At 51.0% G+C, this 25,258-nt stretch carries 26 protein-coding genes; 15 read left to right on the top strand and 11 right to left on the bottom strand.

All coding sequences use genetic code 11. The features are described 5' to 3' along the window. Window position 1: 1 nt before the first annotated feature. From coaE to PSE_RS01530, 4 genes are all read right to left on the bottom strand, one after another. Entirely contained in the window at window positions 2-601 is a 600-nt protein-coding gene (gene coaE / locus PSE_RS01545) for a dephospho-CoA kinase (protein WP_014283261.1), read from the bottom strand. Next, window positions 602-1,435: a shikimate dehydrogenase gene (locus PSE_RS01540; RefSeq protein WP_014283260.1), complete on the bottom strand. Its 834-nt coding sequence runs from the start codon at window positions 1,433-1,435 to the stop codon at window positions 602-604. Beyond that, the gene (locus PSE_RS01535; RefSeq protein ID WP_041767804.1) at window positions 1,432-2,028 is read right to left on the bottom strand and encodes a Maf family protein; all 597 of its coding nucleotides are present in this window, start codon (window positions 2,026-2,028) and stop codon (window positions 1,432-1,434) included. Before PSE_RS01535 ends, PSE_RS01540 begins: the two co-directional genes overlap by 4 nt. A gap of 61 nt (window positions 2,029-2,089) precedes the next feature. Continuing rightward, window positions 2,090-2,938 carry a pyruvate, water dikinase regulatory protein gene (locus PSE_RS01530; protein WP_075698400.1) on the bottom strand — a complete coding sequence of 283 codons (849 nt, stop codon included), beginning with the start codon at window positions 2,936-2,938 and terminating at the stop codon, window positions 2,090-2,092. Window positions 2,939-3,365: 427 nt separating this feature from the next. Between PSE_RS01530 and hemE the strand changes: the two genes are divergently transcribed. From hemE to PSE_RS01485, 9 genes are all read left to right on the top strand, one after another. Further along, window positions 3,366-4,394, top strand: coding sequence for a uroporphyrinogen decarboxylase (gene hemE, locus PSE_RS01525; RefSeq protein ID WP_041767802.1), 1,029 nt, complete (start codon window positions 3,366-3,368; stop codon window positions 4,392-4,394). A 29-nt stretch (window positions 4,395-4,423) separates the two neighbouring features. Further along, window positions 4,424-4,852: a protoporphyrinogen oxidase HemJ gene (hemJ, locus tag PSE_RS01520; RefSeq protein WP_008550558.1), complete on the top strand. Its 429-nt coding sequence runs from the start codon at window positions 4,424-4,426 to the stop codon at window positions 4,850-4,852. A 266-nt stretch (window positions 4,853-5,118) separates the two neighbouring features. Beyond that, a complete protein-coding gene (rho, locus tag PSE_RS01515; RefSeq protein ID WP_014283257.1) occupies window positions 5,119-6,384 on the top strand; it encodes a transcription termination factor Rho in 1,266 nt (421 codons plus the stop codon). Window positions 6,385-6,605: 221 nt separating this feature from the next. Beyond that, on the top strand, window positions 6,606-7,226 hold the full coding sequence (locus tag PSE_RS01510) for a GNAT family N-acetyltransferase (protein WP_051125859.1): 621 nt from the start codon (window positions 6,606-6,608) through the stop codon (window positions 7,224-7,226). Beyond that, a complete protein-coding gene (locus PSE_RS01505; protein WP_041767801.1) occupies window positions 7,189-7,779 on the top strand; it encodes a GNAT family N-acetyltransferase in 591 nt (196 codons plus the stop codon). The genes PSE_RS01510 and PSE_RS01505 overlap by 38 nt, the downstream gene beginning before the upstream one ends. Next, window positions 7,772-8,356 carry a GNAT family N-acetyltransferase gene (locus tag PSE_RS01500; RefSeq protein WP_014283254.1) on the top strand — a complete coding sequence of 195 codons (585 nt, stop codon included), beginning with the start codon at window positions 7,772-7,774 and terminating at the stop codon, window positions 8,354-8,356. The genes PSE_RS01505 and PSE_RS01500 overlap by 8 nt, the downstream gene beginning before the upstream one ends. Further along, window positions 8,349-8,939, top strand: a complete 591-nt coding sequence (locus PSE_RS01495) for a GNAT family N-acetyltransferase (protein ID WP_014283253.1) — start codon at window positions 8,349-8,351, stop codon at window positions 8,937-8,939. The genes PSE_RS01500 and PSE_RS01495 overlap by 8 nt, the downstream gene beginning before the upstream one ends. Then, the gene (locus tag PSE_RS01490; RefSeq protein ID WP_014283252.1) at window positions 8,932-9,522 is read left to right on the top strand and encodes a GNAT family N-acetyltransferase; all 591 of its coding nucleotides are present in this window, start codon (window positions 8,932-8,934) and stop codon (window positions 9,520-9,522) included. The genes PSE_RS01495 and PSE_RS01490 overlap by 8 nt, the downstream gene beginning before the upstream one ends. Continuing rightward, complete coding sequence (locus PSE_RS01485; RefSeq protein ID WP_014283251.1) at window positions 9,515-10,123, top strand: GNAT family N-acetyltransferase; 609 nt, start codon at window positions 9,515-9,517, stop codon at window positions 10,121-10,123. Before PSE_RS01490 ends, PSE_RS01485 begins: the two co-directional genes overlap by 8 nt. 115 nt (window positions 10,124-10,238) lie before the next feature. Here PSE_RS01485 and PSE_RS27415 read toward each other — a convergent pair whose 3' ends face one another. Both PSE_RS27415 and PSE_RS01480 read right to left on the bottom strand, forming a co-directional pair. Beyond that, window positions 10,239-10,685 (bottom strand): hypothetical protein, encoded by a 447-nt coding sequence (locus tag PSE_RS27415; protein WP_083841534.1) that lies wholly within the window; start codon window positions 10,683-10,685, stop codon window positions 10,239-10,241. Then, window positions 10,654-12,240: a thioredoxin domain-containing protein gene (locus PSE_RS01480; protein WP_014283249.1), complete on the bottom strand. Its 1,587-nt coding sequence runs from the start codon at window positions 12,238-12,240 to the stop codon at window positions 10,654-10,656. Before PSE_RS01480 ends, PSE_RS27415 begins: the two co-directional genes overlap by 32 nt. Before the next feature lie 98 nt (window positions 12,241-12,338). Between PSE_RS01480 and mnmE the strand changes: the two genes are divergently transcribed. The 5 genes from mnmE (at window position 12,339) to PSE_RS01455 (ending at window position 18,371) form a co-directional block, all read left to right on the top strand. Beyond that, on the top strand, window positions 12,339-13,688 hold the full coding sequence (gene mnmE / locus PSE_RS01475) for a tRNA uridine-5-carboxymethylaminomethyl(34) synthesis GTPase MnmE (protein WP_041767800.1): 1,350 nt from the start codon (window positions 12,339-12,341) through the stop codon (window positions 13,686-13,688). 286 nt (window positions 13,689-13,974) lie between these two features. Beyond that, on the top strand, window positions 13,975-15,858 hold the full coding sequence (gene mnmG, locus PSE_RS01470) for a tRNA uridine-5-carboxymethylaminomethyl(34) synthesis enzyme MnmG (protein WP_014283247.1): 1,884 nt from the start codon (window positions 13,975-13,977) through the stop codon (window positions 15,856-15,858). Window position 15,859: 1 nt separating this feature from the next. Beyond that, entirely contained in the window at window positions 15,860-16,525 is a 666-nt protein-coding gene (rsmG, locus tag PSE_RS01465) for a 16S rRNA (guanine(527)-N(7))-methyltransferase RsmG (RefSeq protein ID WP_244421333.1), read from the top strand. 11 nt (window positions 16,526-16,536) lie between these two features. Next, window positions 16,537-17,364, top strand: coding sequence for a ParA family protein (locus PSE_RS01460; RefSeq protein ID WP_008550276.1), 828 nt, complete (start codon window positions 16,537-16,539; stop codon window positions 17,362-17,364). A 107-nt stretch (window positions 17,365-17,471) separates the two neighbouring features. Continuing rightward, window positions 17,472-18,371, top strand: coding sequence for a ParB/RepB/Spo0J family partition protein (locus PSE_RS01455; RefSeq protein WP_008550316.1), 900 nt, complete (start codon window positions 17,472-17,474; stop codon window positions 18,369-18,371). A 175-nt stretch (window positions 18,372-18,546) separates the two neighbouring features. Here PSE_RS01455 and PSE_RS01450 read toward each other — a convergent pair whose 3' ends face one another. From PSE_RS01450 to leuS, 4 genes are all read right to left on the bottom strand, one after another. Then, complete coding sequence (locus PSE_RS01450; RefSeq protein WP_041767798.1) at window positions 18,547-18,903, bottom strand: hypothetical protein; 357 nt, start codon at window positions 18,901-18,903, stop codon at window positions 18,547-18,549. Between the two features lie 81 nt (window positions 18,904-18,984). Beyond that, window positions 18,985-20,025, bottom strand: a complete 1,041-nt coding sequence (gene holA / locus PSE_RS01445; RefSeq protein ID WP_014283243.1) for a DNA polymerase III subunit delta — start codon at window positions 20,023-20,025, stop codon at window positions 18,985-18,987. Between the two features lie 7 nt (window positions 20,026-20,032). Continuing rightward, complete coding sequence (gene lptE, locus PSE_RS01440; protein ID WP_014283242.1) at window positions 20,033-20,644, bottom strand: LPS assembly lipoprotein LptE; 612 nt, start codon at window positions 20,642-20,644, stop codon at window positions 20,033-20,035. Next, entirely contained in the window at window positions 20,631-23,243 is a 2,613-nt protein-coding gene (leuS, locus tag PSE_RS01435; protein WP_014283241.1) for a leucine--tRNA ligase, read from the bottom strand. The genes lptE and leuS overlap by 14 nt, the downstream gene beginning before the upstream one ends. A gap of 212 nt (window positions 23,244-23,455) precedes the next feature. Between leuS and PSE_RS01430 the strand changes: the two genes are divergently transcribed. Continuing rightward, window positions 23,456-24,133, top strand: a complete 678-nt coding sequence (locus PSE_RS01430) for a YggS family pyridoxal phosphate-dependent enzyme (RefSeq protein ID WP_041767796.1) — start codon at window positions 23,456-23,458, stop codon at window positions 24,131-24,133. Between the two features lie 64 nt (window positions 24,134-24,197). Here the strand turns inward: PSE_RS01430 and PSE_RS01425 are convergent, their stop codons facing one another. Beyond that, window positions 24,198-25,181: a carboxylesterase gene (locus PSE_RS01425; protein ID WP_041767795.1), complete on the bottom strand. Its 984-nt coding sequence runs from the start codon at window positions 25,179-25,181 to the stop codon at window positions 24,198-24,200. Between the last annotated feature and the right edge of the window lie 77 nt (window positions 25,182-25,258).

Genomic DNA, 25,258 nt, shown 5'->3' with positions numbered 1-25,258 from the left:
ATTACACCGTTCTAGAAGCGATGGAGGACACAGCCCGCATGATGGCACCCACTGCGCGACGGGCTGGTTCGATACCCCGGCCAGTGTCGACAATAAAGTGCGCTCTTTTGCGTTTTTCTGCGTCGTTAAGTTGTTTCGCGTTGATAGCCTCAAATTTCTCTTCTGTCATGCCTGCTCTTTCAAGAACACGCTTGCGCTGCACATCATGTGGTGCAGAAACCACGACAACAGCATCGACGGTCTTGTGTTTGCCGACTTCGAAGAGGAGAGGGACATCGAGAACGACGACCTTGCGGCGATCTTTTTTGGCTTGCTCTAGAAACGCGGTTTCAACTTCCTGAACGAGCGGGTGGATGAGGCTTTCGAGGAGCATCATCTTGGCTTTGTCGTTCAGAACGATCTTGCCAAGGGCTTCCCGGTCGATCCGGCCATCTTTCACGGTGCCTGGAAAAGCCTTGCCGACAGGCTCTACGGCTTTGCCGGCGTAAAGTGCATGTACGGCGGCGTCTGCATCGTAAACAGCTGCTCCTGCCTCTGCGAAGAGCTTTGAGGTGGTTGATTTCCCCATTCCAATTGAGCCGGTCAGACCGAGAATAACCATTCAGGCAAGTCCCATTTCTTTCAGTATGATCTCACGAAGTTCATCGGTGACTTCCGGGCGAACTCCGAACCATTTTTCAAATCCCGGTACTGCCTGATGAAGCAACATACCCAGACCATCTACAGTCGGGTTTCCACGTTCCGCAGAGTCCCGAAGCAGTTTTGTTTGTAACGGAGAGTAAACTATATCCGTCACAACTGCTGATTTCGACAGGTTATCAAGATCAACATTTAGTTCTGGCTGTCCAGTCATACCAAGTGAGGTCGTGTTCACCAGAAGATCGACTTCTCCAAACTTTTCCCCCAGAGTATCCCACGCGATTGCGATGGTATTTGGACCAAAATGATCGGCTAGTTTCTGGGCTTTCTCCAAGGTTCTGTTGGCAATATACACTTCTGTGTATCCTCTGGAGAGCAGCGCCCAGATAATCGCCCGGGAAGCACCACCAGCCCCCAGAACAATGGCTTTGTTCCCATTGTTATCCCAGTTCGGCAGCATCTGATCGAGATTGCCCAGGAACCCAAGCCCATCGGTGTTTGAACCGTTGAGAACGCCTGCTTCATCCAGCCAAAGTGTGTTGACCGCGCCAATCATTTTGGCTGCATCATCAAGTTTTTCAGCGGAGTTGTAGGCATGTTCCTTGTTGGGAATGGTCACGTTGCAGCCGACAAAGCCGTGCTCCGCCAAAGAGCCGTAGAAGCCTTCGGCAGTCTCTGGAGGAACGTCCTGTGCAATGTAACTGCCCTCAATACCATGCTGCTTGAGCCAGTAGCCGTGGATCAAAGGAGATTTGGAGTGACCGATTGGGTGGCCTGTGACTGCCGCGTTCCTCATTTCTTCAGCACCTCGATGTCACGAAGGAAGGACAGTAGGCTGAGGAGAGGGAGGCCGAGCACTGTGAAGTAGTCGCCTTCAATCTTTTCAAAGAGCTGAACGCCTTCTGCTTCCAGCTGATAAGCGCCAACGCTGGAGAGGATTTCGGTTCCGGTCTGCTCGATGTACCAATCCAGAAAATCAGCGGAAAGCTCACGTACATGCAGGATCGCTGTTGAAATGCCTTCCCAAACAACTTCGCCGTCTTTCACCACACAGGCTGCAGAGTGGAGGGCGTGGCTTTTGCCTGAAAAGCTTTCCAATTGTTTGCGAGCCGCTTTCAGGTCTTCCGGCTTAACAAGGCGTTTCCCTTCAAAAGCCAGGATCTGGTCTGCTCCGACTACGTAAGCACCGTGATTTCGTGCAGAAACTTCTTTCGCTTTCGCAACGGACAATTTGGCTGCAATGGTCTCTGGATCCACACCAGTGGAAAGCAATGGCTCTTCAATCTGACGCTCATCAACGTTAGCCGGGATACGATCAAAGATCAGGCCTGCATTTTCCAAGAGAGTCGCGCGAATTTTACTTCCGCTCGCTAATACCAGTCGAGTCATACTCTGCTTTCTCAATCTGAGGATTTCTTGTGCTGTTTATTGGGATAAAGCGCGATGCTTCTCAATATTCTTCTGTCTCTTTTTGCTCATTTTTATGCTTTCGGAGCAAATCCATGATCTCTGCGGCCGTTTCTTCAATAGAACGGCGAGTTACATCGATCAGAGGCCAGCCATTTTCAGCGCACAACCGTTTCGACATCGCAATCTCCTTGGCGATTGATTTACGATCGACGTAGGTGTCGTTATCTGTTTTGGCATCGAGGGAAAGAATACGGTTCTGACGAATATCCCGAATTCGTTCTGCGGTGGCCATCAGGCCAACCACAAGGGGTTTTCTGGCTTTCAGAAGCTGGCGGGGAGGGCGCATGTTGGGAATAAGCGGAATATTGGCCGCTTTGATGCCTCGGTTTGCCAGATAGATGGATGTGGGCGTCTTTGAGGTTCGGCTGATGCCGACGAGAATGACGTCTGCTTCTTCCAAAACCCCAGCAATTTGGCCGTCATCGTGCAACATGGTGTAGTTCATAGCTTCCATCCGCTGGAAGTATTCCTCATCCATCACGTGCTGACCGCCAACGCGCCATGTTTCGGTGACGTTCAGATAGCTATGGAAGACCTGATAGACGGGTTTGAGAACATTCACGCATGGCAGGCCAAGATCCTGACATTTACGCTCCAAGCGGCGGGCATAGGATTGTTCCACAAGTGTGTAGAGTACGATTCCGGGAGCAGATTCAATCTCTTCGAGGACTCTACTCAACTGTTTGTCATGACGGATCAGCGGATAAACGTGCTCAATAGGCTGAATATTCTCATATTGCGCGGTCGCAGCACGCACAATTGTCATCAAAGTTTCGCCCGTTGAATCCGAAACCATGTGTAAATGGAAATAGTTAGAGTGGTTACCCAAGGTATCATCCTCAACATTCCTGAGAGATCAGGGATAACTACCCAAATCTCACTGTGCTTCCAAATTAATGCCCGTTGACCCTAATCCGTCAACAATTCCATATTTTGAGAATACTGATTTCGAAACGACTTGGATAAACGGGATTGCACATTGCCCACGCAAAAGATTCACAGCACAGCTTACGGGATAAACTGTGATCTGTGGTTATTTTCCAGATTGTAACCCATTGAATCTTTAGAAAAAACAATTTGTTTTCGACTCCTGTTGAGAGTCTTGGTTGAATTTGATCTTTGACTTTTCCTATTTGGGTTTTCTCAGTTAGGAATTGTGGAACGAAATTGATCCCTGCTATTCACTCACTAATAGAAATAGAAACTTCCTCTAAAGAGGATTCTTTTTAAGCAGGCTTGGGAAAAAGAGGCGATTTATGGAATCTCATGAAAGAGCGGTAATGCGCGTTTTGGCAGGCGAGAAACTTGAACGCCCACCAATCTGGATGATGCGTCAAGCAGGCCGCTATTTGCCTGAGTACAGAGCCGAGCGCGCAAAGGCTCCGAACTTTCTGGACTTCTGTTACAACACCGATCTTGCAACAGAGGTTACTCTCCAACCAATTCGCCGGTATGGCTTTGATGCTGCCATCCTATTTTCTGACATCTTCGTTGTTCCAGATGCGCTTGGCTACCCTGTAAATTTTGAGGAGGGTCGAGGACCAGTTCTCGAACCACTTTCTATCGAACAGGTTGAAAAGCTTGATCAAGCTAGGACGATGGAGCATTTGGCTCCTGTTATCGCCACAGTCGAGCGCCTGAGAGCGGAGCTACCGACCGAAACCACCCTTCTGGGCTTCTGCGGAGCCCCGTGGACGGTTGCTTGCTATTCTGTGGCAGGTCACACCACTCAGGACCAAGTTGCCGCTCGTATCGGCTCCTATAAGGATCCTGCGCTGCTTACTGCTTTCATTGATCAGCTCGTCGAAGCTTCCATCACTTATCTGGTGGCTCAGTTGGATGGCGGTGCTGATGCGCTGCAGATCTTTGACACCTGGGCAGGTGTTCTGGATGACATCGGATTTGAGCAGTGGTCTGTTGGCCCGACCCGCAAGATCGTTGATGGTGTGAAGGCTCAGCGTCCGAACGCAAAGATCATTGGTTTCCCGAAAGCATCAGCTGCTCGTTTGAAGCGTTATGTTGAAGGCACTGGCGTTGATGCGGTTGGTCTGGACTGGACTGTTCCGGCTGAAGTTGCTCAAGAGATCCAGAAAATTGTGCCTGTTCAGGGAAATATGGATCCAATGCGTCTTGTTGCCGGTGGACGTGCGCTTGAAACTGGAATAGATCACGCTCTCGAAGTTCTTGGTAATGGTCCGCACATCTTTAACCTTGGTCATGGCGTTGTTCCGCAAACTCCGCCAGAACATGTTGCTGAGATGGTAAAGCGGGTTAAAGGCCTGTAAGCAGCACTGAAGAATTAGAGGCGCGGATTATGGAAGATGCATATTCCTGGGCGAAGTCCCTACACATTATTTCTGTGATCGCCTGGATGGCGGGTTTGTTCTACCTGCCGCGCCTTTTTGTTTATCACACGACCGCTGAGATCGGTTCTGATAAGAGCGAGACCTTCAAAATCATGGAGCGCCGGTTGCTTAAAGCGATCATGGCTCCTTCCATGATGGCCACATGGATTTTCGGATTGTGGCTGGTTTATCTGCTCGATGCGTATTTTGATCTTTGGTTTATGCTGAAGTTTTCGCTCGTAATACTGATGACGATATATCACGTGATGCTTTCGCGTCATGTCACCAAGTTTGCGCAGGATCAAAATAAGAATAGTGAACGCTACTTTAGAATTATTAATGAAATACCGACACTATTAATGGTTGCAATTGTGTTCCTAGTGATATTTAAACCCTAGGTGATCCGAACTTTCGGAAACTAATATTGAAAAATTAGGAGAATTAGTGGGCAATAAGCACTTGCCGAATTGAATTCGATTAGTTATTGTCCCCGCAACTTCACGATGCAGCTTGAGTGATCACTGATCTCCTGGTGATTATCGAAGGTCGATTAAATTCGAATCCAGGTGAGCTGCAATTCCCCCCTAACGTTTAGAGTTCGAAAGTTCTTCAGCCTGATAAGCTAAAGCAAGTCTAGAACCCTTAGTAAAGACGATCCCTATTGATGCGGGAAATGAAACTCAGAGACCTTAAATCCAAAACCCCAACTGAACTCCTCGCATTCGCTGAGGAGCATGAAGTTGAAAATGCAAGCACCATGCGTAAACAGGAGCTTCTGTTTGCCATTCTTAAAAGACTTGCAGAACAAGATATTGAAATCATCGGCGAAGGTGTCGTAGAGGTCCTCCAAGATGGATTTGGATTCCTCCGTTCACCAGATGCAAACTACTTGCCGGGTCCCGATGATATTTACGTTTCTCCTTCACAGATCCGACGCTTTTCTCTGCGTACCGGTGATACTGTAGAAGGTCAGATCCGTAGTCCTAAAGAAGGTGAGCGTTACTTCGCCCTTCTGAAGGTCAACAAAATCAACTTTGAAGACCCTGAAAAGGCGCGTCACAAAGTTCATTTTGACAACCTCACACCGCTTTACCCTGATGAACGTTTCAATCTTGAGATTGAAAACAACACATCAAAAGATATCTCTGCTCGCATCATTGATCTGGTTGCGCCGCTTGGTAAAGGTCAGCGCGCACTGATTACTGCGCCGCCTCGTACCGGTAAGACAGTATTCCTGCAGAATATCGCGAACTCCATTACTACCAATCACCCAGAGTGTTACCTGATCGTTCTTCTGATCGACGAACGCCCGGAAGAGGTGACGGATATGCAGCGCACCGTGAATGGTGAAGTTGTGTCTTCTACCTTTGATGAGCCAGCTTCGCGTCACGTTCAGGTTGCTGAAATGGTGATTGAGAAGGCAAAACGTCTGACCGAACATGGTCGTGATGTTGTGATCCTTCTGGACTCCATTACGCGTCTTGGCCGCGCTTACAACACTGTTGTGCCTTCCTCCGGTAAGGTTCTGACTGGTGGTGTTGATGCAAACGCCCTGCAGCGTCCTAAGCGCTTCTTCGGTGCTGCCCGTAACATTGAAGAGGGTGGCTCTCTGACCATCATCGCAACGGCTCTGATCGATACCGGCAGCCGTATGGATGAGGTTATCTTCGAAGAATTTAAAGGTACTGGTAACTCCGAAATTATCCTGGATCGTAAGATCTCTGATAAGCGCGTGTTCCCAGCAGTTGATATTCAGCGCTCCGGTACTCGTAAGGAAGAACTTCTTGTTCCTGCTGATAAGCTCAAGAAGACTTTCGTTCTGCGTCGTATTCTCAGCCAGATGGGTACTGTTGATGCCGTTGAGTTCCTGCTCGACAAGCTGCGTCAGACAAAGTCCAACGATGATTTCTTCGACTCCATGAACACATAAGTTCATTGGAAACCGAATTTATCGGCCCCGCTCGCCAATTCGGTGAGCGGGGCTTTTTTCGTTTTGAAATCAGTGTATTTGAATAAAATTATCTACCAGCGAACTGCTGCAACTTCGGGGAAGGGTACGAAGCTTAACATCTGCTGCAAATGAGATTTTTGTTCTCAATGAGATACGCCATTCATTTGAGAACCTCGATAGCCAGGTTAGATGAGACCCATATGAAACTAACAGCTTTAGATAAATGTCCGCGTATTGAAACTGATCGACTTGTTTTGCGTAAGTGGGAGCCGCGGGACTTGGACGGTCTTTATCGTCTTAATACCGATCCAAAGGTTGGAGAGTTTTTCCGAACCTTAAACTCACCGGAAGAAACGCCTTTTCTGCTGGAAGTCCATTTGCTGAAGCAACAGAAAGACGGTTTCTGTTTTCCTGTGATCGAAGATAAGGCTACAGGGGCTTTTCTTGGATTTTGTGGGTTTAACGTTCCTTTGTACCAAGAGCCTCTGTTTTTTGAGCCATGTATTGAAATGGGCTGGTGTCTTATCCCTGAAGCTTGGGGGAAGGGAATTGCAGTAGAAGCGGCTAATATCTGGCTTAAATTCGGGTTCGAAACACTGCAATTTGAAGAAGTTGTCTCCTTTACTGTTGTTCAAAATCTCCGATCGCGGCGCGTCATGGAGAAGCTTGGAATGATCCATGATCCAGCTGAAGACTTTGACTTTCCCGGTGTTGAGACTGATGATCCCTTATGTCGGCATGCTTTGTACCGGCTTTCTAAAGAGCAATATTTTAGGCATTTAAATGACACAGATATTGATAGAGAGGTGCCCGCAGGCTGAGACTGAGAGGCTTGTTCTGCGGAAGTGGGAGGAGCGGGATCTGGATGGGTTGATCCGCATGAATGGGGATCCGAGGGTGATGGAGTTTTTTCCATCGCTGCATTCTCCGGAGGAAGCTCGTCGGTATCTTGAGATTAGTATTCAGCAGCAAGAGAAGCATGGGTTTTGCTTTCCCGTGGTGGAAGATAAAGAGACGGGTGCCTTCCTTGGGTTCTGTGGTCTTAATGTTCCGGGCTACAGTGATCCTCTTCCATGTGGGCCTTGTGTTGAGATTGGCTGGCGACTTATCCCTGAGGTGTGGGGAAAGGGCATTGCCGTTGAAGCGGCAAGGTTCTGGCTTGGATTCGGATTCGAAACACTTCAGCTAGATGAAATCGTCGCCATCGTTGTCGTTCAAAATCATAAGTCGCGACGGGTGATGGAGAAGCTTGGCATGAAACATGATCCTGCTGAGGACTTCGATTTTCCCAATGTGCCCGTTGATGATCCCTTGTGCCGGCATGCGCTTTATCGGATTTCTGCAGAACAGTTTCTGACGCAAGCCAATGGTTGAGGGTGAGATTGACTGTTGTCCGCGCCTTACAACAGAGCGACTTGTTTTGCGGAAATGGGAAAAGCGCGATCTGGATGGCGTGGCTGAGATGAATGCTGATCTGCGGGTGATGGAGTTTTACCCGTCGGTGCTGTCTTATGCAGAGAGCGAGAGTATGCTGGCGCGTTATATGGATGCGCAGCAACGGGATGGGTTTTGCTTTTCGGTTATCTCTGAAAAGGGGAGTGAACGCTTTCTGGGATATTGCGGATTGAAGGTCCCCGGGTACCAGGATCACCTCTCATTTGGTCCTTGCGTTGAAATTGGTTGGCGGCTTCTGCACAGTGCGTGGGGAAAAGGGATCGCGACAGAAGCCGCACAAACGTGGCTTGGATTCGGACTCGAAACTCTTCAGCTCAATGAGATTGTCAGCTTCACTCCCATACAGAACCATCGCTCTGAGAAGGTAATGCAGCGTCTTGGGATGGAGCGCGTTGGAGAGTTTGAACATCCTATGCTTGAGGATGGGCACAGGCTCAAAAGGCAAGTGCTCTACAAAATGACAGGGCAACGGTACTTGAGGCAGGGCCATGATTGAAGATGTCATCGACAAATCTCCACGCATCGAGACGGAGCGTTTGGTGTTGCGGAAGTGGGAGTCTCGGGATCTGGAGGGGCTCATCGAGATGAACGCAGATCCGAAGGTCATGGAGTTCTTTCCTGCAGTGATGTCCAGGCAGGACAGTGAGCGGATGTTTGAGCGTCTCTTATTCAAGCAGGAGAAGTTTGGCTTTGGTACGCCTGTGGTTGAGGAGAAGGTCACAGGGAGGTTTCTGGGACTGTGTGGGCTTGGAGTGCCAACCTATCCAGAACCGCTGCCCTTCGACCCCTGTGTAGAGATTGGATGGCGTTTGATACCTGATGCATGGGGGAGGGGAGTTGCTCAGGAAGCAGCAAGGATCTGGCTTAGATTCGGATTCGAAACTCTCCAACTCAATGAAGTTGTAAGCTTCACTTCCCGCATCAACTGGCGCTCTGAAAAAGTTATGCAGAGGCTGGGCATGTTGCGGGATGCTTTAGGGGACTTTGATCACCCGCTGATCGAGGACGGGCATCCATTGAAGCCGCATGTTTTGTATCGCCTTTCAAAGGATCAGTTCCGGGAGCAGGCACATGGTTGAGACACTGATAGATAAATGTCCGCGTGTTGAAACCAAGCGCCTTGTTCTTCGCAAATGGGAAATGAGTGATCTGGATGAGTTGATCAAGCTGAACACTGATCCGAGAGTTTTGGAGTTCTTCCGCAAAACTCCGAGTGCTGAAGAAAGTGAGAGTGCTTTAAAGCGTGCTCTTCAAAGGCAGGAAGAAGATGGGTTTTGTTTTCCCGTTGTTGAGGATAAACAGACTGGTGCCTTCCTCGGCTTCTGTGGTTTAGCCATCCCTGCTTATGGCGGACCGTTGCCATTTGATCCTTGTGTCGAGATTGGTTGGCAGCTGATCCCGGAGACATGGGGGAAGGGGATTGCAGTTGAAGCGGCAAATTTCTGGTTTGGATTCGGGTTCGAAACTCTTCAGCTAGATGAAGTTGTGGCATTCACTGTTGTTCAAAATCACAAGTCACGGCGTGTGATGGAGAAGCTTGGTATGGGTTATGATCCAGCCGGGGATTTTGATTTTCCGGGTGTGCCTGTTGAGCATCCGTTATGCCGACATGTTTTGTATCGGCTTTCAAAGAAGATGTATTTGGAACGTGAAAATGGTTGAGACATTAATTGATAAGTGCCCACGCATTGAGACTGAGCGACTTGTGTTGCGGAAGTGGGAAGAGCGGGATCTGGACGGATTGGTCGAGATGAACTCTGATCCACGTGTGATGGAATTCTTCCCGGATGTGATGTCTCGCGATGAGAGTGCTCATATGCTTGAGCGTTTGATGGCTAAGCAGGATGAGTTGGGGTTCGCATGTCCAGTTGTAGAAGACCGAGCATCAGAACGGTTTCTTGGTTTTTGTGGTTTGAACATCCCAACCTATCCAAAGCCGCTTCCGTTTGATCCATGCGTTGAGATGGGCTGGCGACTAATCCCTGATGCATGGGGGAAGGGCGTGGCGCAGGAAGCTGCAAAGATCTGGCTTGGATTCGGATTCGAAACTCTTGAGGCTGATGAAATTGTTGCTTTCACTACCGAGACGAACTGGCGGTCACAAAAGCTGATGCAGCGTCTGGGTATGGAGAGAAACCCTGCTGATGATTTTGATCATCCAATGCTGGAGGAGGGACACCCTTTGCTACGACATGTGCTTTATCGCTTGAACAAGGATCGTTTTGAAAGCGTATCCAAGAGCTGGAGTGATGGGAAAGCTTAAACAGGCTTCCTGTGAAATCTGTGATGTTTCACGTGAATCACCCATACTTTCAGAAGTCTAAATAGCAACGCTGACTCACGTGAAACTGTGAGTCAGCGTTTAACTTATCTGCAGATTAAATCTGATCCTTCACCTGTTCAGGTGTTGTAGCCGGCAGAGAGCATCCTTTTTCAGAGCAGATGAAGACGGTGGTTTCATCTGTGTTCCAGGATGAGTTTTCCAACTCTACAGGTTTGGATGAACCTGCTGGGATGACATCCACATAGAGGGTAGGATCAGCTTGTGAGTGCAGGGCCTGCATCATTGGATTCGAGTCCGAACCGGTTCCCAGAACAACAAGTGCTTTCTTGAAGCGGGTACGTGCATCAAGTGCTGTGAGCAGAGAGGCTGTGCCGAAGATGTTGTTTGGAACATCCGCCGCAAATGCGTTCAAAGTTCCATCCGCAACATCGCGGGAAGATGCGTCACCTGCCAGAATCCAATGCTCTGAGAAGGCGAGGGCGGCCACCGCGTTGTAGTTTGGTGTTGCTTCATGCGTGGTACGGACGGAGGATGAGATCATCAGCATCCTTGTCTGTCATGTAGAAGCCTCCATTGGAGTGAGCAAAGCGCTCCTTCAAGATGCTCAGGAACTCTTCGGCTTGCTTCAGATAATTCTGCTTCTCGGAACGATTCGGTTCCGATCTGTACAAGGCGAGCGCTGCTCTTGCGGCCCATGCGTAGTCAGAGGCGAAGCCGACTTCCAGTCGCTGGCCTTGTCGCCAGGAATGGCTGAGCTTTCCATCCACGAACATATGCTCTGTGATGAAGGCGAAAGCGGCCTTGGCAGAAGTGCGCATAGATTCACGTGAAACAAGAGCATTTGCTTTTACCAGCGCACAGATGAGCATGGCGTTCCAGTCGGCCAACACCTTGTCGTCTTTGTGAGGTGGAATGCGTGTTGCTCTGTGTTCAAGCAGGATCGCTCTGCACGTTGCCAGAGCTTCCTCTTCAGCAGAGTTGAGCAGAGCAGGGGAGTGACGTCGGTTGAGGATGACCTTGCCTTCCCAGTTGCCATCGGGTGTGACGTCATAGGTGGTGATGAACAGATCGAAGTGTTCTGCTGGGAGGAGACTCTTCAGTTCGTCATAGCTCCAGACATAGTACTTGCCTTCAACGCCTTCGCTGTCTGCATCCATGGAAGAGGCAAAGCCACCTTCAGGCAACTTCATGTCCCGCTCAAGCCAATCGACCGTTTCTTGGATTCGGATGTGAAACAGTTCATCGCCCGTTTCCTGATAGGCCCAGCTCAGGTGCTCGATGAACTGTGCATTGTCGTAGAGCATCTTTTCAAAATGAGGGACCAGCCAAATAGAGTCGACTGCGTAACGAGCCAGACCACCTCCCACATGATCATAGATACCGCCCTGAGAAATGGCAGCTGTGGTTTTCAAAAACTGGTCACGCATGAAGGTGTTCTTCTGCGCTTTGGAGGTTCTGAAGATGAGCTCCTGAACGGAGGCCTGAGGGAACTTTGGTGCACCCTTCATGCCGCCTTCAACATCGTCTTGCATGTTGAAGAGTTGCTTGCCAGCGGCTGTGATCAGGAAGCTTGAAAGAGGGGAGGCCTCCGATGGTGGTTTGTTGAGAGCCTGACTGATGGCCTGTCGGTTCTCTTCAATGGTATCCCGATCAGCGATGAAGCTTTGGGAGATGGCAGTCAGAATATCCTTGAAAGCAGGAGAGCCATGTCGTGCTTCATTCGGGAAATAGGTGCCACCCCAGAATGGGTCGCCTTCCGGAGTGAGGAACATGGTCAGCGGCCAACCACCCTGTTGACCAAGCATATGAAGAGCCTGCATATAGATCTGGTCGATGTCAGGGCGTTCTTCGCGGTCTACCTTGATGTTGACGAAATGCTCATTCATGAGAGCGGCTGTTGCTTCATCCTCAAAACTTTCATGAGCCATCACATGGCACCAATGGCAGGCGGAGTAGCCAACAGACAGCAGAATTGGCTTGTTTGTTTTTTGTGCTTCTTCCAGTGCTTCCTTGCTCCATTCCCACCAGTGGACAGGGTTGTTTTGGTGTTGAAGAAGGTAAGGGCTTGAAGCGTTCGTTAAGCGATTTCTGCTCATAAAGAGGTGATCCTGAGTTCAAGGTATTGCTTGGCGAATAGGGTAGGTTTAACGCAGTCACTGCGTGATAACATAGCGAATTAAGAACCGGACGTGGAATGAATACACAACAGGAAACCATCTATGCAGTTTCTAGCGGCGCACTTCCTTCAGGTGTTGCTGTTATCCGTTTATCAGGTCCTCAGTCCGGGCCAATCCTGAGAAAGCTGATTAAGGGCAAATTCCCTGTTTCACGTGAATCATGCCTTAAGAAATTATGGGACCCTGTAGATGGTTCTGTTCTCGATCATGCGTTGATTTTGTGGTTCGAAGGACCGGGCAGTTTCACCGGTGAAGACACCGTTGAACTGCATTGCCATGGTGGCCGTGCTGTTGTGGCGGCGGTGCTGCGGGCGCTTTCTACCTTTGAAAAGACACGTCCGGCAGAGCAAGGTGAGTTCACACGCCGGGCCTTTCATAATAACAAACTCGACCTGACTGAGGTTGAAGGTCTTGCTGATCTGATTGATGCAGAGACCGATGCGCAGCGTCGGCAGGCTCAGCGTCAGATGGATGGGGCGCTTGGTGACCTCTACTCGCAGTGGCGCGAAACGCTGATCCGCAGCCGTGCGATGATTGAGGCTGAGCTCGACTTCTCCGATGAAGACGATATTCCAGATTCTGTTGCCGATGAAATCTGGGTGGAGCTGGCGAAGCTTCGGGACCAGATTGTTGCCCACCTTTCCGATGCGCGGAGGGGGGAGCGTCTGCGTTCTGGTCTGCAGGTTGTTCTGCTTGGGCCACCTAATGCGGGCAAGTCCAGTTTGATGAACAAGCTGGCTCAGCGTGATGTAGCGATCGTTACGCCTGAGGCTGGCACCACACGTGATGTGCTGGAGGTGCATCTGGATCTGGGTGGTTATCCGGTGACATTGATTGATACCGCGGGCATTCGTGAGAGTGCTGGCATGATCGAGAAAGAGGGTATTCGCCGTGCTCTCGTTCATGCTGAAAAGGCTGACCTCATTCTCTGGACCCATGCTCCCAATGTGGAAGCAGAGGAGTTGCCGGAGAGCTTGCTGCAGAGTGGCGCGGAGATCTGGCGTCTTAATACCAAGAGTGATCTCGGCCCGATTGCTGATCATGACTCCTTCGAAACGACAGAAGAGATCAACGTTTCTGTTCGCGAAGAGGGTGGCATGAACACACTGCTATCAAGCCTCGAGTCGTTTGCGGAACGAAATATCGGACTTATCGAAAACCCGCTTATCACCCGTGAACGTCATCGTTCTCATCTCACCCAGTGCGTGGAAGATCTGGATCGTGGCATTCAGGCAGAAGGTTTTCCGATTGAGCTGAGGGGAGAAGACCTGCGCCGGGCGGCGGATCAGCTGGGTCGTATCACAGGTCGAATCGACGTTGAGGACTTGCTGGATGTCATCTTCCGAGACTTCTGCGTAGGTAAATAAAAGATGTAGAATGCCCATGTTTCACGTGAAACATTTATTGGGAATCGTGAGTCAGTGGGGAAAAATACGTGAGTCCCGTGGATAACTAATGCTGCGGCATTGGCGACTCACTGCGCTGTTTTCTTTGACCCAGCGCGTGACCTGTTGTATCAAGTCTCCAAGAAAATAGGTAGTTGCCCTTCTAATTCCCCCAAGTTTTATCTGCGGCCTTCATATGGTCCAGAGGCTCACAGAGAGTGTGGCTTGTGCTTTCTCTGTATTTGGATGGGCGAAATGCAGGACCGAAATGTCTGATAATTTTGATCTTGAGTTTGACGTTGTCGTAATTGGCGGCGGCCATGCAGGCTGTGAAGCTGCAGCCGCGGCTGCGCGCATGGGTGCACATACCGCGCTCATTACGCATCGCTTCGACACCATTGGTGTGATGTCTTGTAACCCGGCCATCGGTGGTTTGGGGAAGGGGCACCTGGTGCGAGAGATCGATGCACTGGACGGTTTGATGGGCCGCGTTGCTGATGCCTCTGGTATCCAGTTCCGCATGCTCAACCGTCGTAAAGGTCCAGCTGTGCAGGGGCCGCGTTCTCAGGCAGACCGCAAGCTCTACCGTGAAGCGATGCAGGCTGAGATCAAGGCGATTGCTAATCTGGAAGTGGTTGAAGGTGAGGCTGACAAGCTGATCCGCGAGGGCGATATCCTGAAAGGTGTTGTGCTTGGTGATGGCCGTCAGGTTTCTGCTAAGGCTGTTGTTATCACGACCGGTACGTTCCTGCGTGGTCTGATCCATATTGGTGACAAGCAGATTCCGGCAGGTCGTGACGGGGAAGCTCCTGCGCTTGGACTGTCAGTGTCTCTGGAAGAGATCGGTTTGCGCCTCGGTCGATTGAAGACCGGTACACCAGCTCGTCTGGATGGTCGCACGATCAACTGGGACATTCTGCAAGAGCAGCCAGGTGATGAAGAGCCTATTCCATTCTCCACGCTGACTGACGAAATCCAGATCCGTCAGGTGCCGTGTTACATCACGCGGACCACACCTGAGACGCACAAGATCATTCGCGATAACATCAAGCGCTCAGCGATGTACTCCGGTGAGATCAAGGGTAGGGGCCCTCGATATTGTCCGTCCATCGAAGATAAGATCGTTCGCTTTGGTGATCGTGATGGCCACCAGGTCTTCCTTGAGCCGGAAGGGCTCGATGATCCGACCGTCTATCCAAACGGGATTTCTACCTCTCTGCCGGAAGATGTGCAGATCGAGTTCCTGCGAACCATTCCTGGGCTGGAGAAGGTTGAGTACTTCAAGCCGGCTTATGCGATAGAGTATGACCACATCGATCCGACTGAGCTGACCAACACGCTTGAGGTGAAAAAGCAGAAGGGCCTTTACCTCGCGGGTCAGATCAACGGTACAACGGGTTATGAAGAGGCTGGAGCACAAGGTTTGCTTGCTGGTCTTAACGCCGCCAGAACCGCTCAGGATGGCGCTCCGGTGACTGTTGGACGTGCTGATGGGTACATCGGTGTGATGGTGGATGACCTCATCACACGGGGCGTTTCTGAGCCGTATCGCATGTTCACATCCCGCGCGGAGTATCGTCTCACACTACGTGCAGACAATGCTGACCAACGCCTCACACCGTTTGGTATTGAGTGGGGATGTATTGGCGAGAACCGTCGAGTCGCTTTCGAAACGAAGATGGAAAAACTGCGGAAAACAAAGGATTTGATGCAGTCCGTCAAAATTACACCCAACGAGGGTCGTAAGAAGGGGTTGCCGATAAATCAGGATGGCGTGAAGCGCTCTGCCTTTGATTTGTTGGCGTATCCAAACATCACTCTTAAAGACCTCATGGGGATCTTTGATGAGCTGAAGGATCTTGATCTCAAGGTTGCCGAGCAGGTTTCAATTGACGCGATGTACGCGGTTTATCTGGAACGGCAGGCAGCTGACATTGAGGCTCTGAAACGGGACGAAGACCTGGTTATTCCTGAATGGATTGACTATGCGGCTTTGACCGGACTTTCCAACGAAGTACGCCAGAAGCTTGAAGCTGTGCGTCCTTCTACCATCGGGCAGGCTTCGCGCATGGACGGGATTACTCCTGCTGCGCTGACTTTGCTGCTTGCGTATATTCGCCGCTCAGGCAAAAACATTGCTGGTGCTGTTTAGTATGTCATTCGAAAAAAGGGCTGATTACAGCCAGATTACACCTGTCATGCGTATGTATGAGGATGTTTCACGTGAAACGTTTGAACGTCTAAGTATCTATGTAGACCTTGTTGGCAAGTGGCAGCCAGCACAGAATCTGATCGCGCCTTCCACCATGAATGACATCTGGATGCGCCATGTGGCCGATTCTATTCAGATTCAGCGCAGTTTGCCGGATGCACGCTCTTGGATTGATTTCGGAAGTGGTGCAGGTTTTCCAGGTCTTGTGACAGCCATGCTGCTGAAGCAGGAAGGGGACGATGGCATCGTGCATATGGTTGAGAGCAACCAGCGCAAGGCTGCGTTCCTTCGCACTGTGGCGCGCGAAGCAGGCTGTAACGTCAAAGTTCATGCGGGTAGAATCGAAGCCGTTACGAAAGGCTGGGAAGCTCCAATTGAGGGCGTTTCTGCTCGTGCTTTGGCTTCTTTGCAGGTTCTTTGCGGGTTTTCTTCGCAATTTGTGCAGCGTGGAGCGACGGCTGTTTTCCACAAAGGCCAAGATTTTCGCCGCGAAATTGAAGAAGCATCTGCCGACTGGTCAATTGATCTGGTAGAAAAAGTAAGTCTAGTAGATCCGCTAAGTCGCGTTTTGGTCCTTACGAAAATTGACCCGAAAACCGCTAACTAGGGTGCTGTCGGATGAGCTTACTGCCGCAATCTCCTCGCGTCTTGACTATCGCTAACCAGAAGGGTGGCGTAGGCAAAACGACAACAGCCATTAATCTTGGCACCGCACTTGCCGCTATTGGCGAGCGTGTCCTGATTATTGACCTTGATCCGCAAGGCAATGCCTCGACTGGTCTTGGTATTGATCGTGTCGATCGCGAGTATTCCACCTATGATGTTTTGAGCGGAGATTCCACGCTTGAGCAGACTGTTCTTGAAACAGCTGTTCCGCGCTTATGGATCGCTCCATCAACGATGGATTTGCTTGGGGTAGAGCTGGAGATTTCATCCGCACCTGATCGTACATTCCGTCTTCGCAACGCGATTTCTGGTATGGCACAGGCTGCTGAAATGGGTAGAGCGCAGGGTTATTCCTACGTGTTGGTGGATTGTCCACCATCTCTAAACCTGTTAACTATCAATGCCTTGGCAGCATCTCACAGCATTTTGGTGCCATTGCAGTGCGAGTTCTTTGCTCTGGAAGGTCTCAGCCAGCTGCTGAGCACTGTTGAGCAGGTGAAGCAGTCGCTGAACCCAGAGCTGAGCATCCACGGTATTGTGCTGACCATGTATGACAGCCGTAACAACCTCTCCAGTCAGGTTGTGCAGGACGTGCGTGAAACCATGGGTGATGCGGTTTATGAAACTGTGATCCCACGGAACGTTCGTGTTTCTGAGGCTCCATCTTATGGTAAGCCAGCTTTGCTTTATGATTTGAAGTGTTCCGGCTCGCAGGCTTATTTACGACTCGCTTCCGAAATTATTCAGCGTGAGCGTGACATGCGGATGGCGGCTGCCTGATCTGGCTGTCGCTTCTTAAAGACAAGAATTTTGTTATTTGACCCGCAACCGTGCGGGAAGGGGCTGCCGACTCCGACGCTCCAAGAATGTGAATAGGTGGAATTGAAATGGCGAAAACTGAGGAAGCAGGGCGAACCAATAAGCGACTAGGGCGCGGCCTTGCAACGCTGTTGGGTGACGTAAACTCAGAGCCAGTTGTCTCCACACCAGAACGTAACCGTGATGTGCGCAAGGTGCCGATTGAGTACCTGCAGCCAAACCCACGTAACCCTCGGAAATCATTTGTAGAAGATGATCTCAATAACCTGACCGAATCCGTTCGTGAGAAGGGGATTGTGCAGCCAATTCTGGTGCGTCCTCGTCCGAACAAGCCGGGTCATTTTGAGATTATTGCTGGTGAACGTCGTTGGCGTGCTGCACAGAAAGCTGGTCTCCATGAGGCACCTGTTGTTATCCGTGAGGTGACTGATCAGGAAGCGCTTGAGCTTGCGATCATCGAGAATGTTCAGCGTGCAGATCTGAATCCGATTGAAGAAGCGCTGGGTTATGATCAGCTGATCGAAGAGTTCTCTTACAGCCAGGTCGAACTCTCCAAGGTGATTGGTAAAAGCCGTAGCCATGTGGCGAACACGCTGCGTCTGTTGAAGCTGCCAAACTCTGTGAAGGATTATCTAGCGGAAGGCCTTCTCACCGCTGGTCATGCGCGTGCGCTGATCACCGCAGAAGATCCTGCTGCGCTTGCTGAGCTTATCGTGGAGAAGGGGCTCACTGTTCGTGATGCAGAACGTCTGGCTCAGAACCCGGATCTGTTCCAGAAAAAGGAAGCTGCTCCGAAGCCTGAAAAGGATGCGGATACACGGGCTCTGGAGAAGCGTCTGACAGACGGTTTGGGTCTTAAGGTGGCTATCGCTCACAAGACCGAAAAGGGCACTGGTGAGCTTAAGATCAAGTACAAGAACGTTGAGCAGCTTGACGAAGTCTGTCGCTTGCTGGGCATTCAGAACTAACTGATCTAACATTTATAGCGTATTCTCGTCCGAAAACCGGAACCGCTTTTCGGGAATACGCCGCAGAATTAACAAAAGGCCGCGTCTCTTAACTGAGGCGCGGCCTTTTTGGATTCGGATATGAAACTGAATTAGATTCGGAAGAGAAACAAACTACAAGCAGCAGGAACCTGACTTAGGCTGACAGCAGTTTCTGGATACGTGCGCTGACTTCTGCTCTCTTCTTTTCTGCCATAGTACGGCGGCCGAACATCAGAGCGAGGCAGATGAAGTACCAGCGGAACACCCAATAGGTGAGAATTAGGAGACTTGGGAGGCCTATAACGAGGTTCACGGCAGAACCTGCGGTCGGGAAGTTCTCCATCATATAGCCGAGCACAAGCCCGAGGCTGATCAGAGGCGGGAAGATCCAGACCCACAGAGAAGCTGCTCCAAAGAGGGAAAGCTGAGGACGGAGAAGGGCGAAGTTGATGGCCCAGAGTTCATGCTGGGTGAACTTCAGGGCGACCCATAGCACGTATGATTTAAGCATGACGTTTTAGCCTGCGATTTCGCTTGGTGCGAATATTGTTGTTCTTGAGAGGAAGGTGGCATTCCACCTTCCCGGTGTTTATTAACGGCGACGATTTGAGGCCTTTGCAACCTGAGCAATTGCCAGCAGCGTGTGTGAGACGATTGCGGTTGAGAGGTTTGCATTAAAGCGTGCTTCTTTGACCGCGTCATTGAGACGGATCAGCGCGCGTTCAAGGAAATCCTCATTCCAGATCTCAACCTGCCGGACAATCTTTGAGCGGCGCTTCCAGAAGATTGGTGGGCGGATGCCACCGATAACATCTTCTACAGCAATGCGTTGATTGGCTTTTAAGCGACACAGGTGGAGCATCTGAAAATGTCTGAGGGCTTGAGAGGCAATGACGCCTACGTCCATCCCTGAGGCTGACAGGCGCTCCAGGCCATGATCCAGTGTGACGGTGTCACCCAAAGCTGCCGCATCGATCAACTCATCCATAGCGAAGGCGGATGCATCACCGATGATCTCTTCAACATGGTGTACCTCAATGCGATTGTCATTCATCGCGTAAAGGCAGAGTTTTTTGAGCTCACCACGGCTGGCGATGCGGTCTGCGCCCAACAAAGTGTGAAGCGCCATACGGGCTTCCTTGCTGATTTGCAGGCCCGCTGAGAGGGTTTCTTCATCAATCAGACGATCTACATCGCGCGCAGTGTCAGCGAAGCAGGGGATCGCCACAGCGGTTTTGCTGGCTTCTATCTTCTTGCGCAGGCCTGAGGTCTTTTTCAGATCTCCGGCTTCGATGACGATGAAGGCCGTGAAGTCGTTGTTTTTCAGAAGAGGTTCGACTGCAGGAAGCACGCTCTTGGTGCCGTTTTCACGCACCCAGATTGTCCGCCGGCCACCAAAGAGAGGAATGGTGAGGGCTTCGTCTACAAGGCGGCTTGGATCTGCAGCGATGTCAGCAGCGTCGAGTTTGACTTGCGAGAATGGATCATCATTCTCAGCTGCTGCTTTTGAGATGAGGGCTTGAGCCCGCTCGTTCACCAACCCGGTGTCTGGTCCATAAACAAGGATGAGGTTTACAGAGTCTGGCGGGTTGGCGATGTACCGGTCAATTTCAGCAGCTTTGAGGGCTACCATAGTGGTCCTATTCTAAAGGCTCGACTGGATGCGTTGCGAAGAAGCTTGCGATGCGGGTGTTGATGTCTGCAGCGACAACCTTGGCAGCGCGGTCTTCAGCGTCTCTTTCCGCTCTCAGGTTTGCAAAGCGCTGACTGGAGAAGTCAAAGGATGCAGAAGCAAAAGAGCGACCAGTGTAGAGCGTGCGATCGCTCTGGATGTCAGAGAGAACGAAGCTGGTGTTGATGGTGATGTTGTATGCGGTTGGCACGTCGGCCAGCTGCTCAACACCCACCTCAGCGCGGCGTCTGTCTGTCAGGATTTCCAGGCGGTACTTCGGAGGCAATGCGTCGCCACCACGGGTGAATGCGAAAATCAGCTGATTACGCAGCACCTGGTTGATGCGCTTGATGGATCCTGAATCTCCATAGGAAGGAAAGTTCAGAGAAACTGCCGCCATTTGCGCCTGGACGGTCTGAGTCTGTTCCGTGCCATCGCTGGTGAGCGTTGGGCTTACCCCGTAAAGCGGGCGGAACTGGCAGCCAGAAAGAAGAAGGGCGCCTGCAACAATTGTTGCCCCGCCGAGTAGAACCCGGCGGGAAGGGCGACCTGATTTAGCAGGGCGATCAAACAACGACATTTACAATCCTCTGAGGTACCACGATGATTTTACGTGGGGCCTTGCCGTCCAGAGCCTTCTGAACAGCCTCATGAGCCAGAGTAGCTTCTTCTACCTGCTCTTTGGAAGAGTCTCTTGCTACAGAAAGCTCACCTTTTTTCTTGCCGTTGATTTGAATCGGAAGCGTAATGGTGTTTTCTACCAGCAGATCTTCTTCCAGAACCGGCCAGTTTGATGTGGATACCAGTCCTTCGTTGCCGAGCATGGACCAGCATTCCTCAGAAAGGTGAGGTGTGATTGGTTCCATGAGCTGCAGAATGAAGCCAGCTGCTTCGCGCAGAGCAAAAGCCATATCCGGTTTGCTGAGGTCTGCCTGAAGCGCCTTGCTGATTGCGTTGGTGAACTCATAAAGACGAGCAACAGCGCGGTTGAAGCCGAGGCCGTCAAAGTCCTTGGTGATCGCAGCCAGAGTTTTGTGAGAGACGCGGCGCAGAGCAACTGCTTCGTCGCTGAACTCAGCAGGACGGGCAGTGTTTGCGTCAGTCTTCTCAGCGACTTCGCCGATGATACGCCATACGCGTTGTACGTGACGCCATGCGCCGATTACGCCATCTTCAGTCCAGATGATGTCACGCTCTGGTGGGCTGTCGGAGAGCACGAAGAGACGTGCAGTGTCAGCGCCGTAGGTGTCGATGATGTCGGTTGGGTCAACAACGTTCTTCTTCGACTTGGACATCTTCTCGATGGAACCGATGGTGACTGGAGCGCCGGTTTCTGCATGAACCGCTTTTCTGTCGCCTTCGGTGCTGATGATGTTGATCTCAGCTGGAGTGACCCATTTGCCATCTGCGTCTTTGTAGGTCTCGTGGTTCACCATGCCCTGCGTAAAGAGGCCTTTGAATGGCTCTTTCACGTCCAGATGCTTGGTGATCTGCATTGCACGAGCAAAGAAGCGGGAGTAGAGCAGGTGCAGGATCGCATGCTCAATGCCGCCGATGTACTGATCTACTGGCAGCCATTCGGAAGCAACCTTTGGATCGGTTGGGTTGCTGTTTTTCGGATCGGTGAAGCGTGCGAAGTACCAGGAAGAATCCACGAAGGTGTCCATGGTATCGGTTTCACGCTGAGCGTCCTTGCCACAGCATGGGCATTTCACATCACGCCATGTTGGGTGACGATCCAGCGGGTTGCCCGGACGGTCGAAAGTGACATCTTCCGGCAGAACGATTGGCAGGCTTTCTTTTGGCGCAGGCTGAACACCACAGTCATCGCAGTGGATGACAGGGATCGGACAACCCCAGTAACGCTGACGGGAAATGCCCCAGTCGCGCAGACGGTAGTTGGTCTCGCGGTGAGCCTGTTGCTTGCCTTTAACTTCCTGCGCTTCCAGCTTGTCAGAAACAGCATTCTTCGCATCTTCGATGGACATGCCGTTCATGAAGTCAGAGTTAAAGATGGAACCTTCGCCGGTGTAAGCCTCTGTGCCAACTTCGAAAGTTGCTGCATCTTCGCCTGCTGGCAGCACAACTGCTTTCACTGGCAGTTTGTACTTGTGAGCGAAGTCCAGATCGCGCTGATCGTGTGCAGGACATGCGAAGATCGCGCCTGTGCCGTAGTCCATCAGGATGAAGTTTGCCACGTAAACTGGCAGCTCCCAAGACGGATCCAGCGGGTGCTTCACGCGCAGGCCAGTGTCGAAGCCGAGCTTTTCTGCGGTTTCAATTGCTTCAGCTGTGGTGCCGATACGGCGACATTCAGCAATGAACTCCTGCAGTTCTGCGTTGTCTTCAGCCAGTTTCTGCGTGATCGGGTGATCTGGAGATAGACCCATGAAGGACGCGCCATACAGCGTATCCGGGCGGGTGGTGAAGATCTCCAGAGTTTCGTCGCCGGTTGGAGCGGTTTCGGTGAACTCGAAGTTGACCTTCAGACCAACTGACTTGCCGATCCAGTTCTTCTGCATGAGACGAACTTTTTCAGGCCATTCGGTCAGTGTGTCGATTGCTTCCAACAGCTCTTCAGAATGATCAGAGATCTTGAAGAACCACTGGGTCAGGTCTTTCTGCTCAACAACTGCGCCGGAGCGCCAGCCTTTGCCGTCAATCACCTGTTCGTTTGCCAGAACGGTCATATCGACCGGATCCCAGTTTACCTTTGCGTTTTTGCGGTAAACCAAGCCAGCTTCCAGGAAGTCCAGGAACAGCGCCTGCTGCTGTGCGTAATAACTTTCATCGCAGGTTGCGAATTCGCGGCTCCAGTCAAAAGACAGGCCGATTGTCTTCAGCTGACCGCGCATGGCTGCGATGTTGTCGTAAGTCCAGCCCTTTGGATGCACCTTCTTTTCAGCCGCTGCGTTTTCTGCAGGCATGCCGAATGCATCCCAGCCCATTGGGTGCAGAACGTTGAAGCCGCGTGCGCGTTTGAAACGTGCAACCACGTCACCCATGGAATAGTTGCGGACGTGCCCCATGTGTAGACGACCGGATGGGTAAGGGAACATCTCTAGTACATAGTACTTCTCGCGCGGATCATCGTTGTCCGTCTCGAAGATCTTCTTTTCGTCCCATACTTTTTGCCAGCGCGCTTCCGTAGCGCGTGCATTATACCTATCCGTAGCCATTTATTCCGCCGTGTGTTTGATTTTTGCCTTGAACAAGCAAATTAGGTTTGCTCGGACTGTCACCAGAAATTGCCAGTTTGGTCAAGCGGTAGACAGAGGAAAAACCGAGAAGATTTGTCAGAAATTTCTCAATGAAGTGCAACTACTCTTGCTTTTGGACCTTAGGGAGCGCATTTCATGTCTCGAATATGGATTTTTCGCTGGAGTTAGGAATGAGCGACGCTGCTGCACTTCGCCTTAAAGAGGTCAAGGAAAACATCGGGAAAGCAGAGAAGGATGCTGAGCGTCCAAATGGTTCTGTTACTTTGATTGCAGTTTCAAAAACCTTTGAAGCTTCAGCGATTAAGCCGGTTCTGGAAGCTGGTCAGCGCGTGTTTGGTGAAAACCGTGTGCAGGAAGCTATGGGCAAATGGCCGGGACTTCGTGAAGAGTTTGAAGGTGTTGAGTTGCATCTGATTGGCCCACTGCAATCCAACAAGGCCAAAGAAGCTATTCAGACCTTTGACGTGATCCATACTGTGGATCGCGATAAAATCGCTAAAGCGCTGAAAGCTGAGATGGATAAGCAAGGCAAGACGCCAAAGCTGTTCATTCAGGTTAATACCGGGGAAGAAGACCAGAAGGCTGGCATTCCTCCAAAGGAAGCGGATGCGTTTATCGCGAAATGCCGTGATGAATATGGGCTGGAGATTGAAGGTTTGATGTGCATTCCACCCGTTGATGAAGCGCCGGGCATGCATTTCGCGTTGCTTGAGAAAATCGCAAAGCGGAACAGCCTTGAGAAGCTCTCCATGGGTATGTCTTCCGACTACCCAATCGCTGTGCAACATGGCGCGACACACGTGCGTGTTGGTTCCGCCGTGTTTGGTGCGCGCGATTATTCGCAGTAAGCTTTTCAGAGAGTTTTGAGTTTTGGAACGGGCGAGGGACTTCTCGCCCGTTTTGCTTTTTGGCTTAGAGCAGTTGGTCGCTCAGCCATTTTACCGTGGTGGAGACCACGAGGTCGTTGTTCTGCGGGCTGATTATATCGCCTGCGATGACGTGGTTGTTGTCATCTCCTGAGCTTTCAATGAGCAGACGCTGTTTTGGGGCGCCCCATTTGTCATAGGCGACATTGGTCAGCGCTGCGTCGATGGTCTCGTCTTTCTCGCTGTAGATGAACAGAGCAGGGATGCTGGCCTTCGCCGGGTCTTGCTCCTGCAGAACAGAGATCGCGGTTGCCATTGGCAGCAGGGCTACGCTTGGATAGCTGATGGTCCAGCCCATTTGCTCTTCCTTGGAAGGGGCTTTGGAGGATGAACGGGTTTTGCCAATGATCAGAGGTACATAGTGCCGCGCATATGGCATATCGAGCAGGAAGCCGCCTGCAGCTTTGACGCCGAAGTTTGGTGAGACGAACACCATTGCGGCGATGTCATCTTTCAGCGGATGGTCTTGCATAGCCAGCCATGCTGCTAGTGAGCCGCCTGTTGAGGTGGACATGATGATTGTCTTTTCACCAATGCGGCGCCCAATCTCAACGGCCTCTGCCAGATCATTGATCCAGTCGTTCAATGTGGCCTCTGCCATTGCATTGCCGGAGCGTCCGTGACCAGTCAGGCGGGTGTAGAAGAGGTTGGCACCCATCTCGTTGGCAACGCGATCCGGAACCGGGCGGATCTCATGTTTGCTGGCGGAAAAGCCATGGATGTAAATGATGGAAAGCGGTGTTTTGCTGTTCTTCTCGCCATTGAACCAGATGATTTCTTTGGCGGTGTCAGCACGGATATCCTGAAATTTGGCTTCGTTGTCTGACAGATACAATTCGAGATCGTCACCCATAATTTCGGGCTTGAAGGTGATCTCTGTATCGCGTGGTTCTCTTGGGCCTACCATGAAGGCAATAGTGCCACCGACGAGCAAAATCAGCACTACAAAAATAAAATAACGAAATAGCATATGGGGTGCCTTTGTTCCTTAACGGCACCAGCATATTCCAGCTTGGGTTGAAATATCAAATCAGAGCACTTTGAAGG

Origin of the sequence: Pseudovibrio sp. FO-BEG1, from assembly GCF_000236645.1 — a bacterium.
In the GTDB taxonomy this organism is placed as follows: Bacteria; Pseudomonadota; Alphaproteobacteria; order Rhizobiales; family Stappiaceae; genus Pseudovibrio.
This window is presented reverse-complemented; position numbering and strand designations above follow the sequence as displayed.